At 65.9% G+C, this 17649-nt stretch carries 11 protein-coding genes; 5 read left to right on the plus strand and 6 right to left on the minus strand.

Annotated elements, in window-relative coordinates; genetic code table 11:
* Nucleotides 1-142: 142 nt before the first annotated feature.
* The 3 genes from VN706_17100 to VN706_17110 are packed head-to-tail and all read right to left on the minus strand — an operon-like array spanning nt 143 to nt 4785.
* Complete coding sequence (locus VN706_17100; GenBank protein HXT17360.1) at nt 143-808, minus strand: hypothetical protein; 666 nt, start codon at nt 806-808, stop codon at nt 143-145.
* Between the two features lie 17 nt (nt 809-825).
* Complete coding sequence (locus VN706_17105) at nt 826-3519, minus strand: DEAD/DEAH box helicase (GenBank protein HXT17361.1); 2694 nt, start codon at nt 3517-3519, stop codon at nt 826-828.
* Nucleotides 3520-3543: 24 nt separating this feature from the next.
* Nucleotides 3544-4785 (minus strand): carboxypeptidase regulatory-like domain-containing protein, encoded by a 1242-nt coding sequence (locus VN706_17110; protein ID HXT17362.1) that lies wholly within the window; start codon nt 4783-4785, stop codon nt 3544-3546.
* Nucleotides 4786-4824: 39 nt separating this feature from the next.
* On the opposite strand from VN706_17110, the gene VN706_17115 reads away from it, so the two are divergent.
* Both VN706_17115 and VN706_17120 read left to right on the plus strand, forming a co-directional pair.
* Complete coding sequence (locus tag VN706_17115; protein ID HXT17363.1) at nt 4825-8052, plus strand: hypothetical protein; 3228 nt, start codon at nt 4825-4827, stop codon at nt 8050-8052.
* A 231-nt stretch (nt 8053-8283) separates the two neighbouring features.
* The gene (locus tag VN706_17120) at nt 8284-9372 is read left to right on the plus strand and encodes an alpha/beta fold hydrolase (GenBank protein ID HXT17364.1); all 1089 of its coding nucleotides are present in this window, start codon (nt 8284-8286) and stop codon (nt 9370-9372) included.
* A gap of 11 nt (nt 9373-9383) precedes the next feature.
* Here the strand turns inward: VN706_17120 and VN706_17125 are convergent, their stop codons facing one another.
* Nucleotides 9384-11873 (minus strand): ABC transporter permease, encoded by a 2490-nt coding sequence (locus tag VN706_17125; protein ID HXT17365.1) that lies wholly within the window; start codon nt 11871-11873, stop codon nt 9384-9386.
* Between the two features lie 100 nt (nt 11874-11973).
* On the opposite strand from VN706_17125, the gene VN706_17130 reads away from it, so the two are divergent.
* Both VN706_17130 and VN706_17135 read left to right on the plus strand, forming a co-directional pair.
* Nucleotides 11974-13746: a mechanosensitive ion channel domain-containing protein gene (locus tag VN706_17130; GenBank protein HXT17366.1), complete on the plus strand. Its 1773-nt coding sequence runs from the start codon at nt 11974-11976 to the stop codon at nt 13744-13746.
* Between the two features lie 32 nt (nt 13747-13778).
* Nucleotides 13779-14360: a hypothetical protein gene (locus VN706_17135; GenBank protein ID HXT17367.1), complete on the plus strand. Its 582-nt coding sequence runs from the start codon at nt 13779-13781 to the stop codon at nt 14358-14360.
* Nucleotides 14361-14378: 18 nt separating this feature from the next.
* Here the strand turns inward: VN706_17135 and VN706_17140 are convergent, their stop codons facing one another.
* Nucleotides 14379-15056, minus strand: a complete 678-nt coding sequence (locus tag VN706_17140; GenBank protein ID HXT17368.1) for a YceH family protein — start codon at nt 15054-15056, stop codon at nt 14379-14381.
* 244 nt (nt 15057-15300) lie between these two features.
* Here VN706_17140 and VN706_17145 point away from each other — a divergent pair, with 244 nt between their 5' ends.
* Complete coding sequence (locus tag VN706_17145) at nt 15301-15681, plus strand: helix-turn-helix transcriptional regulator (GenBank protein HXT17369.1); 381 nt, start codon at nt 15301-15303, stop codon at nt 15679-15681.
* Between the two features lie 43 nt (nt 15682-15724).
* On the opposite strand, the gene VN706_17150 is transcribed toward VN706_17145, so the two are convergent.
* The gene (locus VN706_17150; GenBank protein HXT17370.1) at nt 15725-17632 is read right to left on the minus strand and encodes a protein kinase; all 1908 of its coding nucleotides are present in this window, start codon (nt 17630-17632) and stop codon (nt 15725-15727) included.
* Between the last annotated feature and the right edge of the window lie 17 nt (nt 17633-17649).

Below are 17649 nucleotides of genomic sequence, written 5' to 3' on the forward strand. Positions count from 1 at the left end.
CGGAGGAGTTCTCCGTAGTGAAGGGGGTCCCTCGACTGCGGCGCTACGCGCCTTCGCTCGGGATGACATAAGGGGGGGCGCTACGCGCCTTCGCTCGGGATGAAATAAGGGGAACGCTGCGCGGCTCCGCTCGGGATGACAGCTACTTCGCGCTGTCGTCCTTCTCCCACAACCTGAACCCACCCTTGAACGCATTGTCGTTCGTCCCCAACCGCACGAACTTCGGCAACCGCTTCATGTGCGGCGCATTCCCGCCGCCGAGCACGACGTAGTCAACCTCGAGCGCGGCGACGAAGAGGTCGATGATCTCAAGCACGTGCGCGCGCCACTTCGGTTTTCCCAATCGCTTGTACCCGAGAGCGCCGACATATTCCTCGTAGGTCTTGCCGTGGCGATACGGCAGGTGCGCCAGCTCGAGCGGCACCACGACTCCGCCATGAATCATGGTCGTGCCCAGGCCGGTGCCGAGTCCCAGAAAGAGCATGTGTCCGCCGCGATAGCTGCCGAGCGCTTGCATCGCCGCGTCGTTGATCATGCGCACCGGCTTCTTGAATGCGCGCGCATAGTCGAATCGCACCCAGCCGCGTCCGAGATTCCATGGCTCGTCCACCGGATGGTTGTCGCGCACCGGGGCCGGAAAGCCGATCGAGATGCGATCGTACTCCCAGTCCTCGGTGGCCGCGAGCACTTGCTCGACCATGCGCGCCGGCGTGAGCGTTGGCCCCGAGTCGAACATCCGCCGCGAACGCTTGCCGGTCGCGAGCAGCTTCACATGCGTGCCGCCGACGTCGATGACGAGAGTCTTCATGCGTTGAACTTGCGCGCTCATTCGCCGGCGGACAACAACATCTCCAATTCTTCGCGGCCAATGCCGGCCAGCGCGCCCTGATCGCTGCCCAGGATGGCGTCGGCCAGCGCGCGTTTCGAGGCCTGAAGCTCGAGAACCTTTTCCTCGATCGTGCCCTTCGCGACGAGGCGTGTCGCGATCACACGGCGCGTTTGCCCAATGCGATGCGCGCGGTCGATCGCCTGCGCTTCGACGGCGGGGTTCCACCACGGATCGAGAAGATACACATAGTCGGCGGCCGTGAGATTCAATCCGTGGCCGCCCGCCTTGAGACTCACGAGAAAGAGCGGCGGTCCGTCCGCCGACTGAAAGCGATCGACGCGTGCCTCGCGATCGCGCGTGGCACCGTCGAGATACTCGTACGCAATGCCGTCCTCCTCCAGGCGGCGCCGCACCAGCGAGAGGAAGCTCGTGAACTGCGAGAACACCACGGCCTTGTGATCCTCGTCCACGATCTCGGCCAACGTCGGAATCAACGCGTCCAGCTTCGCGCTCGGCAAATTGGGGCGCGTGTGATCGGCGAGCACGGGGTGACACGCCGCTTGGCGCAGCCGCAGCAGCGCGGTGAGAATGTGCATGCGCGCCCCGCCAACGCCCACGCGGTCGATCTCGTCGAACACGGTGCGCCGCGTTTCGGCGAGCAACTGCATGTAGAACGCGCGCTGCGCCGGCTCCATGTCCACGTACAGCGTCTGTTCGACGCGCTCCGGCAGCTCGGGCGCGACCTGCTGCTTGGTCCGCCGCAGAATCACCGGGCGCAGCGCACGCTTGAGGATCTCGCGGCTCTCCTGGTGGTCGCCGGGAGGCGCGTCGGTAGCCAGATCGGCCATCAACCCGAACGTGGACGAGGCTCCGAGCATGCCGGGATTCAAGAACTCGAATAGACTCCAGAGCTCGTGGAGATGGTTCTCGATCGGCGTGCCGCTCAGCGCCAGGCGATGGCGCGCGCGCAACAGCCGCGCGGCTTTCGCCGACGCCGTGTTCGCATTCTTGATCGCCTGTGCCTCGTCGAGAATGGCATACTCGAAGTCGATCTCGCTGAGCTCGGCGATGTCGCTGCGCATCATGCCGTAGGTCGTGATGACGACGTCGTCCGTGTGGGGGTCGATCGCGCCGGGGCGGCGGCGCGCGACGCTGTAGTCGAGCACGCGCAGCGCCGGCGTGAATCGCTCGGCTTCGCGCAGCCAGTTGAAGACGAGCGAACGTGGAACGACGATGATCGATGGGCGCTTAGTCGCCGCCGCGGCGCGCCGAGCATCGAGGAGCGCCAGCACCTGAACCGTTTTGCCCAAACCCATGTCGTCGGCGAGGCAGCCGCCGAGCCCGAAGTCGCGCAGGAAGTCCAGCCAGCCGAGTCCTTCGCGCTGATACTCGCGCAGCGTTCCGACAAAGCTCGGCGCGGGGTCGGCGGGGGCGATCCCCTCGAACGAATGCAGCTTCTCGCGCGCACGCTCGAAGGTTTCGTCGATCGACACGTCGGGTGTCGCGGACAGCAGCGCATCGAGCAAGCCGATCTGCGAGCGCGAAAAGCGTGTGACGCCCGCCTGTGGCGAACCGGCGGCGAGCGCCGGACCGAGACGCGACAGCCACTCGACGGGAACGAGGCCAACGCTGCCGTCGGACAGCGTGACCGTCGATTGACGTTTGCGAATTGCGTCGAGCAACGCGGGAAGCGGCGCGGTGGCGCCGTCGTAATCCACGACCATGTCGAGGTCGAACCAGTCGATGCCCGACCGCACCTGCGCGCGCGCCAAACCGGGAGCGCGATACTGCACGCCGCTCGCGTCGACGCGCCAGCCTTCGCGCACGAGCTCCACGATGAGCGGCGCGAGGCGCGATCGCGCGATCGTGAGGCGATGCGGATCGTTGTCACGCTCGATGTCGGCGTGCACGCGCGCCGACGCCGTCGTCAAGCGCTCGCGTGCCGCACGCTCGGCATCGTAGTCGCGGCGCAGCAGCGTCATGCTGGCGCGATCGAAGATCGCTTCCTGCGGGTGATCGGCCGGAATGCGCACGTCGCCGTACTGGAAGCCGAGCGCGAGGATCGGGGTCGCGATCTTCCACGGCGACGGATCCTGCGTGATCGAGAGCCACGGCCGCGGCGCAACGCGTCGTTCGTCGAGATGCACGTCCTCCGGCAAGGCGATCGACGGTGCGTGCGGCAACGCGTACAGAAGCTCGAGAATTTCGGGCAATTCGCCGTCGACGAGCGGAACGTTCGGCACGTTGCGCAGCGTGGCGGCAATGTGAGACACGCCGCCGTGATCGTAGCGCGCGAGCGCGCCGTTCATATATAGAAGGCCGTTCGGATGCAGGACCGCGGGTGCGTCGAGCGCCAACATTTGGTCGCCGCGCACGAGCGAGCCCGAGAGCGCGTGCGTCCCGTCGTCGCGCGATGTGACGCGCAACGCGAGTCGCCACGTGCCGGCGTCGTCCCAACGCGCGGCCTTCTTCGCGACCTGAGTGGCAGATTCGCGAACGTGACAGCGGCCCGTCGCGCAGATCGCGGCGAGCGTCTCTCCGACGTCGCTGCCGCGCAGCAGGCGACTCAGCGCGGGATCGATGTGCGCGACGTCAGCACCGGCATCGACGTAGACGCCGTCGTCCGGCGATCGCGGCGAGAGATCGACGACATACGACAGCCGGAGATTTGGCGGCCAGAATTCCGGCATCCCTGAAAGATACGCTGCCGGCGCCTAGGGCTGGCGGCTCATCACGAAAGTCAGCGGTACCGTGTCTTTCGGCGAGATGGTCACGGTGACGGTGGTGTCCCGAAATCCGGCGCGGTGTAGGCGCAGGGTGTTCGTTCCCTCGGGAACGAAGAAGAGCGATACGGTCCCGGTCGCCGTGCTTTGCACGCGATTGCCGCTCACCGAATCGATCACGTCCACGTTCGGCAGCGGATCGCCCGTGCCCACGTCGTAGATCCCGACGATCCGAAACCGGTAGCGGGGAAGGTTGTCGACCGTGAACGCGTTCGCGTTGCGCCTGGACGTCGTATCCTCGGGCACGACGAAGGTCCCGAGCCCCGGCTTGTAGCCGATGCCTGGCTTCAGCACGATGAACATCGCCAGGTCGGAGTGATTCTTGTCCACCGACATGTCGAAGCAATCGTGATACGTCACTTCGGCGATGTGCTCGGGCTTGATCCCCTTGAGGATCGAGAGGACGGTGTCCATGTGCGAGAACTGCGTGAATTGCGACGGAGTCGGCGGACGCGCGCCGACGCGTGACAGGCGCGGGTTCGGGCGCGGCATCGGCTTGTCGAAGACGCCGAGCGACTGCTTGCGGCTATACACGTATTGTGAATCCATGGGCGCGAGCACGATGCGCTTGCCGTTGATGAACACGTTCTCGATCCAACCGGTACGATCGGTCCACGGGACTTCGCACGCCTTCGCGCCGCCGCGGCTGTTCATCATGTCCGGACGCAGCTTGAAGATGTCGCTCGCATCCAGCATCGTGCGATTGCTGTTCTCGATATCCTCGGCGCTGAGATAATAGCTCTTTCGTTTGAGATCTTCGGCGGCGGAGACCTTCACTGTCTCGAGCGTCACCGGCGTGCGCATGAGCCGCAGCTCGATGAACGTGCTGTCGCCCGCGGGAAGCGCGAAGAAGCGATAGGCGGCCTGGTAGCCGATGCGCCGCGCGATGAGCTGCAGCGATCCCGGACCCCGCGGCACGACGAGCCTCGTGCGCCCGGCGGCGTTGGTGGTCGCATGTGCGAGCGCGGTCGAGACGTCGCGCACGACGGAGACGTCGGCGTCGGGGACCGGCGCGCTGCTCGAGTCGAGCACGCGTACCGCGATCGTCACGTTGGGCGACGCCTGGCCGGTCGCGAGCGACGGCCGAAGGGCGAGGAGGGCGAGGAGGGCGACGACGGTGGCGAGGAGTCCCGAAATTCGAGGCCGCATGACCGCATAAAGTATGGGATGCACCGCGAGGCGGCCAGCGTGAAACCGGCTATCTTCGAACGCATGCGCTCACTCGTCCTCCTTCTACTCGCGGCCGCACTTGGCGCGCAGTCGCCTGATTCCGCGCGGCTCGCCGTCGCGCTGTCCGGTCTCAAGCTGCGGTCGATCGGTCCCGCACTCACATCGGGCCGCATCGCCGACATCGCCGTCGCGCCCGACAAGAAGACATGGTTCGTGGCCACGGCGGCCGGTGGCGTTTGGAAGAGCACGAACGCCGGCGTGTCGTTTACGCCCGCGTTCGATCATGACGGTTCGTTCACGACCGGCGTGGTCGTGATCGATCCACACAATCCGAACGTCGTGTGGGTGGGTTCAGGCGAGAACAACACGCAGCGCGTCGTCGCGTATGGCGACGGCGTGTACAAGTCGATCGACGGCGGACGGAGCTGGAAGAACGTGGGGCTCAAGGAGTCCGAGCACATCGGCCGCATCGTCGTCGATCCGCGCAACTCCGACATCGTGTACGTCGCGGCGCAGGGGCCCTTGTTTCGAAAGGGCGGCGACCGCGGCATCTACAAGACGACCGACGGTGGCAAGACGTGGACGAAGCTCAGCGTTCCGGCGGATGAATGGACGGGCGCGAACGACATCCAGCTCGATCCGCGCGATCCCGACGTGCTCGTCGCGACGACGTGGCAGCGCGAGCGACGCGTGTTCGGCTTCATCGCGGGCGGGCCGGGGTCGGCGGTATATCGCTCGACGGACGCTGGACGCACATGGACCAAGTCGCAGTCGGGATTTCCCGACGTCGATCTCGGACGCATTGGGCTGTCGGCATCGGTCGGCGGCGCGCTGTACGCGATCGCCGAAGCAGCCGATGGCAAAGGCGGTTTCTTCCGGTCGCGCGACTTTGGCGCGAGCTGGGAGAAGATGAGCGGATATCAGAGTGGCGGAAACTACTACAACGAGGTTTTCGCCGATCCGCTCAACGTCGACCGCGTGTACGCGATCGACGTCAATCTCAAGGTGAGCGACGATGGCGGCCGCACGTTCCACAATGTCGGCGAGCAGCTCAAGCACGTCGACAACCACGTGGTGTGGATCGACCGCGACGACACGGATCATCTGATTGTCGGTTGCGACGGCGGTGTGTACGAGACCTTCGACCGCGGGCACACGTGGCGTTTCTCGGCGAATCTGCCGGTGACGCAATACTATCGCGTGGCGACGGACAACTCGCGCCCGTTCTATCGAATATTCGGCGGCGCGCAGGATAATTTTTCGGTGGGCGGCCCGAGTCGCACGCGCACGAACAACGGCATTCGCAACGCCGACTGGTTCATCACGAGCGGCGGCGACGGGTTTGGCAGCGTGGTCGATCCCGAGGATCCGAACACCGTCTATGCCGAGTCGCAGTTCGGCGTGCTGAGCCGGTTCAACCTGCGGACGGGCGACGTCGTGGGCATTCAGCCGTTCGACTCCGTGGGCGAGGCGCTGCGGTGGAACTGGGATTCGCCGCTCTTCGTGAGCCCGCACTCGCACACGCGGATCTATTTCGCGTCGAACCGGCTGTACCGCAGCGACGACCGCGGCGATTCGTGGCGCGCCGTCTCGCCCGATCTCTCGCGCAACATCGACCGCAATCGCTTGAAGTTGATGGACCGTGTGTGGGGCGTGGACGCGGTGTCGAAGAACGTGAGCACGACGTTGTTCGGAACGATCGTCACGATCGCGGAATCGCCGGTCAAGGACGGTTTGCTGTTCGTGGGCACCGATGACGGGCGCCTGTCGATCAGCGAGAACAGCGGCGCGGCGTGGCGCGCGATCGACCATTTCCCCGGCGTGCCGGACACGAGCGTCGTGCAGCGAGTGGTGCCGAGCAATTTCGACGCGAACACGTTCTACGTGGTATTACAGAATTATCAATCCGGCGACTTCAAACCGTACGTGGTCAAGTCGGCGGACCTGGGGCGCACGTTCACGAACATCACGAGCAATCTGCCCGAGCGGGGCAGCACATGGAGTCTGGCGGAGGATCACGTCGACCGGAATCTGCTGTTCGTGGGCACGGAGTTCGGATTGTACGTGACCGTGGACGGCGGCAAGCGATGGATGCCGCTCAAGGGCGGCCTGCCGACGATTCAGGTGCGCGACGTGACGATCCAGCGGCGCGAGAACGATCTGGTGCTCGGGACGTTCGGCCGCGGCTTCTACGTGCTGGACGACTACGCGCCATTACGAAACTGGCATGAACAAACTGTCACACTCTACCCCGTGAAGCCGGCGCCGCTGTATGTCGAGTCGACGCCGCTCGGACTTCCGGGTGGATCGTTTCAGGGCGCGGGGATGTACATGGCGCAGAATCCGCCGTTCGGCGCCGTGATCACGTACTACATGCGCGACTCGCTCGCCGGGCGACGTTCGCAGCGACAGATCGCGGAGCGGGCGCTGGAGAAAAAGGGGGCGGACGTGCTCTATCCGCCGTGGGATACGCTGCGCGCCGAGGATCGTGAGGAGGCGCCGGCGGTGATCGTGTCGATCAGTGATGCGAGCGGTCAGGTCGTGCGGCGCTTCGTCGGATCGAACAGCGCAGGCATCAACCGCGTGGCGTGGGATCTTCGCCTCCAGCCGACCGCTCCCGTGAATGGTCCGCCGTACAAGCCCGATCCGGACTATCCGTTCACGTCGCCGCCGCTGGCGCCGTTCGCGCCGCCGGGAACGTATCAAGTGTCGTTGATGAGTCGCATCGATGGCAATTTCTCGACGCTTGCCGGTCCGGTGCGCTTTCAGGTCGTGGATATGGATTCAGTGCCGGGCCGTGTGATGGCGACCCTCGCCGACCAACGACGCATTGGCGAGTTGGAGCGCTCGGTACTCGGCGCATCGGCATCGTTGAGCGAGGCGTTGACGCGCATTGGGTTTTTGAAGCGCGCGATTGACGAAGCGCCGTCCGCGGACACGTCGCTCGCGCGGCGCGTGCGCGCGCTGGAACAACAGTTGCGCGACGCCGAGGAGTCGCTCACCGGCGATCCGACGCGTGCCATTCGGCAGGAGGCGACTCAGACGTCGTTGCAAGCGCGGTTGAGCGGAGCGATCGGCAACGCATGGGGGAGTACGCTGTCAGCGCTCGATGCATCGCAGGCCGCGCAGGTGGAAATTGTTCGGCAGCGATTCCCGGCGATCGAGCAGCGTGTCAGGCAGCTGGTGGCGGTCGAGTTGCCGAATCTGGAGCGGGATGCGGAGCGCGCGGGGGTGCCGTGGACGCCGGGGCGGGTGCCGCCGGGGGCGTAACAGCGCCCGCTATTGTCATCCCGAGCGGAGGCGCGGAGCGTTCCCCGCTATTGTCATCCCGAGCGGAGGCGCGGAGCGCCGGAGTCGAGGGACCCCCTTCACTACGGAGAGCTCCTCCGTCGGGACGGGGGTCCCTCGACTCCCCTTCGCTACGCTCAGGGTCGCTCGGGATGACAGCGAGCCGCGCTCGCTCAGGATGACAAAACGGCGCGACCGCTCCACGTTTCCCGCATGCCACGCCCCATCCTCGCCGCGGTGCTCGCCCTCTGCGCGACCACTGCCGCCGCGCAACAGCGCCCGGACCGCGCCGAACATCACGAATTCGCGATTGCGAACTTTCATACCGAAAGCGGCGTCACGCTGCCGAAAGCGATCGTCGTCTACGGCACGTACGGCCATCTGAATGCCGCGCGCGACAACGTCGTGCTGCTGCCGTCACACTACATGGCCAACCATCACGGCTACGAGTGGTTGATCGGGCCGGGTCGCGCGCTCGACACCGCGACGATGTTTCTGGTCGCGACGGAGCTCTTCGGCAACGGCCACTCGTCGAGTCCAAGCAACACGCCCGAGCCGTATCACGGGCCGCGCTTTCCGGTGATGACGATCCGCGACAACGTCGAGGCGGTCCATCGATTACTCGCCGAGGATCTGCACGTCACGCATCTGCGCGCGGTGATCGGCTTCTCGATGGGCGCGCAGCAGGCGTTTCAGTGGGCCGTGAGCTACCCCGCGTTCGAGGATCGCGTCGTCGCGACGTCGGGCACCGCGAAGACGTACGGGCACGGCATCATGAGATTGGAAAGTCAGATCGCGGCGATCGAGACCGATCCGACATTCAACAACGGCGACTACACCGAGCAGCCGAAGAAAGGCCTCGAGGCGTTCGGCATGGTGTGGGCACCGTGGCTCTACTCGCAGGAATGGTGGCGCAGAGAATTGTGGAAGACCACGGTGCCGGCCGGCACGACGCTCGAGCAATACATGGCGCGCTTTCGCAACTTCATTCCCGGCGCGGACGCCAACGATCTGATTCTCCAATGCCGCACCTGGGAGAAGCACGACGTCGGCATGACGCCGGGCTTCAACGGCAGTGTCGAGGCGGCGCTCAGATCGATCAAGGTGCCGTTTCTCTACATGCCCTCCGAGACCGATTTGTATTTCCCGGTCGGCGATGCGCGCTACGAATCGCAGTTCATGTCGACGGTCAAGCTCGTGCCGATTCCGTCGCTGTGGGGCCATCCCGCGGGCGCCGGCGCCAACCCGCAGGATCGCGACTTCCTCAACTCACGCATCTCGGCGTTTCTGGCGGGGCGCTGATCCAGGTTGATCTACTCGTACCGCAGCGCCTGAACGGGATCCACTCGCGCCGCGCGCGCGGCCGGGATCGCTCCGGCGAGCACCGCGGCAATCGCGAGCACGACGGCCGCGCCAACCATCACGAACGGATCGCGGCCCTGCACGCCGAACAACAACGACTGCGCGCCTCGTCCAATTCCCCATGCGGCCGCGGCACCGATCGTCGCGCCCACAGCGGTCATGATCGCGACGCTGCGCAGCACCATCGACAGGATCTTCGATGAGTCCGCGCCGAGCGCCATGCGCACGCCGATCTCCTTGGTGCGTTGCACGACGGAATACGCGAGCACGCCGTACAATCCGATCGCGGCAAGCAGCGTCGCGAGCGCCGCGAAGCCCGCCGACAACGTGCTGATCATCCGATCGAGATACACGTTGTCCTTGATCTGCTGGGGCATCGTCTTGAGGCCCGTCACGGGCAGGTTGCGGTCGACCTTCGCCACGGCCGCGCGAATTTCGGGCATCAACGTCGCGGACGGCAGCGAGCTTCTCACGTAGAAGCTCATCGACCCGGCGGTCGTATCCTGCTTGTAGGCGACGTAATACACCGGACGCATGTCCTGCTTCACGCCGCTGTAGCGCGAATCCTTGACGACGCCGACGATCACGTGCGTGAGACTGTCGCCCTCGCCGACCATCTTGCCGACCGCGTCGTTGCCAAGCTTGAACTTTTTCGTGAACGCCTCGTTCACGATTGCCACGCGCGGCGCACCGACGGCGTCGCCCGTCGTGAACTCACGTCCCGCGACGAGCGGAATGCCCATCGTGTGAAAAAATTCCGGGCTCACCTCGTTGAAGTAGGCATCGACGTCGGTGTCGAGCGTCTTCGCGAAGCCCTGAACGTTCATGCCGTTGTCCCAGTTGTTGCCGCCGATCACCTGGACGCGCGCGGCGACAATACCACGGACGCCCGGGATGGAGCTCACCTCGGATTCAATGCGCGCGAACACCTGCTGCGAGCGGACGCCCGAGTAGCCGTTCAGGACCGGCGAGACGCGAAACGTCACGAGATTGTTCACGTCGAGCCCCAGGCTCACGCGGCTCACATTCGTGAGACTCTTGATGAAGAGCCCGGCCGAGACCAGCAGCGCCATCGACAGCGCGATCTGCGCCGTGACGAGCGACGTCCGGAACCGCGTCGCACTGCGCGTTGCCGACGTCTTGCCCGATCCGTCGCGCAGCGCCGAGACGAGGTTGGGCCGCGTGCTGTGCAGCGCGGGGAAGAGGCCGAACAGCAATCCGGTGAGCATCGCCAGCAACGCGGCGAACCCGATCGCGGTGGGGCTCAGCGTGAACGAAAGCGCCGACGACACGTCGTTGGGGAGCAGCAACACGATGGCGTGCAGCGTCCCCCACGCCACGGCCAGCCCCGCCACTCCACCGAGTGCGGCGAGCACGACGGATTCGGTGAGCAGCTGCGCGAGGAGCTGCCTGCGGGTCGCGCCCAACGAGAGCCGAACGGCCATCTCCAGCGATCGACTCGCGGCGCGCGCGAGCAGCAGGTTCGCGATGTTGGCGCACGCGATCGTGAGCACGAACAGCGTGATTCCGAACAGCAGCATCAGCGGCGTACGCGTTTGGGCGTCCAACGTGCTCAGGCCGCGGCGGCCGTCGCTGAGCTCGAGCTTTTTCACCTTGAATCGGTCGAGCACCTTCTGGCTGACTCCCTTCTGCAGCGGCAGCTCGACGTTGTTGATGATACTGTGATAGAGGACGTTCTCGCGCGCGCCGGCCTGTTCGATCGTCACGCCGGGGTTGAGGCGGCCGAAGACATAGACCCAGTACTGCCGGCGTTTGTCGAACGCGTTGAACCCGGGACTCAATGCGCCGCGCATGGTGAGCGGCGCGTAGAAGTCCGGCTTGTTGCCCAGCGTGGTGCCCTGAAATCCCGCGGCGGCAACGCCGATGATGGTTAGCTTTTGGCCGTTGACGTCGAGGATCTGGCCGACCACCGCGGGATCGCCGCCAAGTTGGGTCGACCAATACTCGTGGCTGAGGACCACGATGGGGTGGCCGCCGATCGTCTTGTCGTCGTCGACACTGAACAGACGGCCAATCGCGGGTCTGACGCCGAGCACGGGGAAGTACGAGCCGGAGACGAGCTCACCGGATGCGCTCGAGGTGTTGCCGCGATAGCTGACGTTTCCGCTGGTGATGACGTGCCCCGCGAGGCCGCTGAACGGACCCGGCTGCGCCTCGAGATCGCGGAACATCTTGTAGCTGAACACCCACTGGCAGTTCCCGGCCAGGCCGCACTGATGCGAGCCCGGCGTCGGGTCGTTGCCACCCAGATTGACGAGGCGTTCCGGATGCGGCACCGGGAGCGGGGCCAGCAGGAGCTCGTTGAACAACGAGTAGATGGCCGCGTTCGCGCCAATGCCCAACGCGAGCGAAAGGACGGCGACGATCGTGACGAAGGGCGTCTTGAACAGCGTCCGGAAAGCGAGGCGGAGATTGCGCATGGACGATTGGACAACGGGACGGTGCAGAACGTTTGGGTCGGTTCACTTTCGTGCGGCGGGGACCCGGCTTAGCTTCGCGCGATAGACGATATGGATCTTTATGGATCTTTCGCATCGGAAGCAGAGCGGCGCGGTCGTGCTGCTCGTCGTTCTCCTGGCGCTGGCCGGCTACGGCGTGTACTACACGCGGCCGCGCCCGAGTGCCGGGACGCCCGGCGCCCGGCGCGTTCCGCCGGCCGTGTCCGGCGACGTCGATCAGACTTCTCTAATAACCGTCGAACAGCTGTTGCGCCTGCCGACGGCGCCCGAAGAGCGATCCAGCGCCCAGAGCGCGCTGCGCCTGGCCGATCAGGAGATCGACCTCGCGTTCGCGCAGGCGGTACGCCAGGCCGCCGCGCGCCCCCGCGCCAACACACCCGAGGCGCGGCAGATCGACGCTCGGCTCACGAAAGCGCGGAATGCGCTCGCCGCCGACAAAGCGGAGGTCACTCGTCTCACGGCCGAGGCGGCGAAGGCATCGGCCGCGCAGGCGCAACCGTTGGCCGATCGCCTCGAGCTGGCGAAAGCCATGGCGACGCTCGATCAGGACGAGGTCGACGACGCGCAGCAGGATCTCATTCGCGTCGGCGGCGATCCGCAGGCGCGAATGCAGGCGATGATGGCGCAGCACGAAGCGGCATCGAAGAGCAGCGACAGCCTGCGCGTCGTCGTGACGCCAACGTCCGATTCGCCGGGGCTGGTGCATCGCCTTGCCGCATGGCAGGCGCTCGACGACAAGAAGTCCTCGCTCGCGCACGCGAAGGAGCAAGCCGACTCACTCGCCGCCGCGCTCAGGGCGCGGCACGATCGCATGAGAGCGCGCGCCGCCAGCCGATTGCGCGACTCATCCGCGCGCGCGCTGAGCCACGACTCGACGACCGCGCTCGTCGCCGCCACGCGCGCGCAGGCGTTGACCGAACAATCGCTGACGACGCTCGACCAGCGCGTCGACAATCAGCACCAACTGTCCGACACGTACACGAATTGGATGACGGTCGTCGATGGACAGCAGCGCGTCGTGGTCAATCGCATGCTGCGCGGCGTCGTCGCGCTGATCGCCATTTTCCTTGGTGTCGTGCTGCTTGCGGGATGGACCGACCGTGTTACGGGACGGCTCAGCATCGACCGCCGGCGTGCGCAGACCCTGCACATGGTCGCCCGCGTGACGCTGCAAATCATCGGCATTCTCCTCATCCTCCTCGTCATCTTCGGGCCGCCCAACAACCTGGGCACCTTCCTCGGCTTGGCCGGCGCGGGGCTCACGGTGGCGCTCAAGGATTTCATCGTCGGTTTCGTCGGCTGGTTCGTGCTCATGGGCCGCGACGGCATCCGGATTGGCGACCTGGTCGAGATCAACGGCGTCACCGGCGAGGTCGTGGAGCTCGGGATGTTTCACACCGTGCTGCTCGAGACTGGCGACTGGAGCGGATCCGGGTATCCGACGGGACGCCGCGTGACCTTCGCCAACGGATTCGCGATCGAAGGCCACTATTTCAATTTCTCGACGACGGGCCAGTGGATGTGGGACGAGGTCCAGATCGTCGTCCCGGAGAGTCGCGACCCGTATGCGGTTGCCGAGTCGCTGCAAACCGAGGTCGAGGCTGCAACGTCGCAAAGCGCGCAGCAGGCCGAGGCGGAGTGGAAGGGCTCGCGGCGAGCGCCGCATTATACTTCTCTAACAGCAACGCCGGGCGTGCATCTCAAGCCGGTGCCGGGCGGCGTCGAGATCACGGTGCGCTATGTGACGCGCATGGCCGAGCGCGCCGAGGTGCGCGGCCGCCTCTACAGGACCGCGATGCAACTCCTGGGAACGATCGGCTCGGCGCCGCGCTAATCTTTGCGGCGCGGTCGCCGATACTTGTCTGGATGACCGACCGCAATCATCACATTCGCCATTTCGCCGCCGACAATGGCGCGACGCTGTTCGAGCGCGACTTCGGGGTGCTGTGCATCGAAGTGCGCGATATCGTACCGGCGCGGCGCTCGGTCGACGACGTGTGGGGATTCGTGAACACGCTCGAGATGAGCGGGCTCGAATGGGTGTGGGATCACGACTGCTCGAACAACGACGGCGGCCTTCCGACCGTGCTCACGTCGTCCACGCAGGACGGTCTTCTCACCGACATCCTCGATCGGAACGGCGAGCGGCACTGGCGGTCGACCACGCTGGTGGGGGTGGATCAGGGTGCCGCGTACGCCGTCGCGGACCCCACGTCATTTTCGTCGACACTTCGCAACTTCGCGGAGTCCGAGGACGGACCCATTCGCGTCGTCATCTTCCACATCGCGGACATGCGCGAGCAGTACGTCTTCGTGCCGCACGTTCGCGTGGAAGCGGTCGATGCGCTCCTCGTGGCGTTGGGTGTCGATCCGAATGAGGCACCGCGCCGCCGCGAGTATCGCGTCAGCAGCGGCATCACGCTCGAGGCGTTGTATCGAGCGCTGTAATGGGCCGGCCGGCTGCCCTCAGCCGAACTGCCTCTGAAAATGCTCGAAGCGCGAACGCAGCTCGTCGAGCTCGCGGCGCAATTCATCCACGCTCGCCTCGAGCGCGGCCACGCGATCCGGGCGGCGGGCCTCATCGCCGCCGGCATGTTCGGCATGTTCGGCGTGCTCGGCGTGCAGGTCGTCTTCGCTTGCATCGGCTGCTGATTCCGCGGGCGGTCCGCCGAGCAACTGAACGAAGCGCGTCTCTTTCTGGCCCGGCCGGCGCGCCATCTCCGCGACAAGGTCTCGCTTCGACAACTCGGTCAGCGTCGATTCAACGTCGGAGAGCGCAGGGAATTCCGCGAGGCGCGACGTGCGCGTGCGAATCTCGCCCAACGTTTGCGGGCCGCGGAGCATGAGCACACCGAGCACCGCTCGTTCGCGATCGTCGAGATTCAGCTTGTCGGTGAGCAGATGCTGAAACTTCATGACCTTCGAGCCTGCGGGTTGAATGGCCCGAACCAGACCCTCCTGCCGCAGCGCATTGACCGCGTTGCGCACGTCTATTTCGGTCAGCGACATGACGGGGTCGCGATTCGACAACTGATTGCACGCGGCCGTCAGCGCGTTGAGCGACAGCGGATACACATCGGGGGTCGTCGCTTCCTTCTCGAGGAGCGCGCCGAGGATGCGAAGGGGAATTGCGGAGATCTGCATGCAAAAAATTTTGCCTCTCCGCGCCCTCGCAAGTAAGTCCCACCGGACGCTTTGGACGCTTTCAATTCTTTGATGCCCGACTATCTGGCGACCCACCGATTCGGGTGGTAGACTCCCGAGCCGCTACGAAATACAAGACGTCCCACCACATCGAACGCCTGTTGCGCGCGTTGGGAAGAACTCCCTATCGCATCAGCGTTCGATGCACACGAACTTGAACGGCGGCTAACACACGGAGTGCGCGATGGTGCGCGGTTCCCCGACGATTCACGACGGCGTGTCTGCGCACAGCAGTGACACGGCGAAAGTCAGCTCATTGATCCACGAGCTCGTCGCTGATGATCTGGCCCGGCTCGGCTACGACGTGATCGTCATCGCGGTCCGCCGGCACGATCCGGTGCTGACCGCGGAGGCAACGCACGGAAAGGACAGCGCGCGTCTGACGGCGCGCGAGCGCCAGGTCGCTCGCGAGTTGGCGCGTGGACACAGCAATCAGCAGATCGCCGGCGCGCTCGGGTTGAGCGTACACACGGTGCGGCGCCACACCGAACGGGTGCTTCGCAAGCTCGGTGTACGAAGCCGGCACGCGGTGGCCGAGCGGCTTCGCGCCGGTCAACCGATCTAGGCAGTCATCCTGTCACGCCTTTGGCGTCCAGGACGACTGCATACTACGGCGCGGCCGACGCGCCAAACGACGCAAGCTTCCATGCGCCGTTGTCGCGCGTAGCCACCAGCTGGATCGTGGCCGACGACTTGCCGCCGCGCCATTCGAGATCGATTACGAATTCTGTCATGAATCGCTCGCCGGTGACGACCGGCAGCGATGCGACGCGATCGATGCCGGCCGAGAAATCGGCGGCGGTGTGCACCGACTGAATGAGTTGCGTACGGAGCGCGGCATCACCGGCGAGTGCGCCGAGCGCCTCGAGGTCGCGCCACCGGCGTTGATTGCACATGGTGACGAACTGCCGCGTCACGGCGCGTGCATCGTCCAGCGATGCAGTCGCGACGGGCGCGGTGACCGCGGGCGCACTGACGCTCGCCGGGGCCGGATTTGAATTCGCCGGCGCCGCTGACGGTCGCTCCGGTGGCGATGCCGGCGAAGCGGGCGAAGCGGGCGAAGCGGACATGCTGTCGTTCGTCGCGCGCGGTGCCGCGCTGTCTGCCACGTTGTTGTGCGGGGCTGGTGCGGTGTTTGGCGTATTGCCGCTCGCGACGGCGCCCCTCTGCGGCGCAATCGCGTTTGCCGCTTGTGAAATTGGCGCGGCCGATTTCGACGAAGATGCATCGACGTTCGCGGCTTGTTGCGCGACGTCGGGCGACGCACCGGCCCGAGTCGCCCGTGGGCGCGACAATGTCCACGCGATCCCCGCCGCCACAACGACGACCGCCGCGGCCGCGATGGCGACGAAGCGCGGGCGGTTGGACACGGTCGCTGTCGACGAGGTCGTCGTCGTCGACGTCGTCGACGGCGTGGACGTGGACAGCGGCGCGGCCGACGCGACGGGTGCGCCGACCGGGACGGCAACGGGGGCCATCACCGTCACTTCGGTCGCCGGCTTCCGCGCGGGAACGCGAGGCGCCGCGATCGTGCGCGACAGGCTCGCGAGGACGCTCGTCGTATGCTTTTTGTCTTTTATGAACTGTCGAAAGACGGCGTCCGCGCCGCGGAGATCGGCATGGCGCTCCGAGGGCTCCTTGGCCAATGCCCGCATCACATACGCGACGACGTCCGCGGGCAAGTCCGGCCGAAGCGCGCTCAAGTCCGGCGGCGGATCGTTTGCGTGCGCCTGGAGCGTTTCGAGAATCGTTCCGCCGAACGGTCGCTTGCCCGCGAGCAGCTCGAACGCCATGACGCCGAAGGAGTACTGATCCGACGCCGGACTCACGCCGGCGCCGACGCATTGCTCGGGACTCATGTAGGCGACCGTGCCCATCACCACACCCGTGCCGGTGATGCGCGTCCCGCCCTCGCGGCGAGCGATGCCAAAATCCGAAACGACCGCGTGTCCGTCGGCGCCGAGCAGCACGTTGGCCGGCTTCACATCGCGGTGCACGACGTTGCGATCGTGTGCGTGCTGCAACCCCGCGGCGACTTCGGCGAGCACCTGACCCGCGACCGGCAGCGGAAGCACCGGCTGCTCCTTGATCGCCGCGTCGAGACTGCGCCCGTCGACGTACTGCATCACGATCGCGTGCAGCTCGCCATCGGTGCGCACGCCGTACACCGTTACGACGTTCGGATGCTGCAGCGACGCGACCAGCCGTGCTTCACGGCGAAATCGCTCGGCGAGCTCGGGGCTGTCCGCGATCTCGGGCGGCAGCACCTTGATCGCCACGCGCCGCTCGAGCCCTGGATCGAATGCCGAGTAGACGACGGCCATTCCGCCGCGGCCGATCTCCTTCTCGATGCGATAGTCGGCGCCGAACATCGCGCGCGTGCGCTGCATCAACGGATCGTCGTCGGGCCGCAACTCGGCGCTCATGCCGCATTGCGAGCAGAAGCCGATGCCCGGCGCGATCGTCGCGCCACAGTGCGCGCAGCGGCGCTGAAAGAGCTGCGTGGTATCCGTCACGTCAGTATGGTGTCACG

The sequence above is a fragment of the Gemmatimonadaceae bacterium genome (genome assembly GCA_035606695.1).
Lineage (GTDB): Bacteria > Gemmatimonadota > Gemmatimonadetes > Gemmatimonadales > Gemmatimonadaceae > JAQBQB01.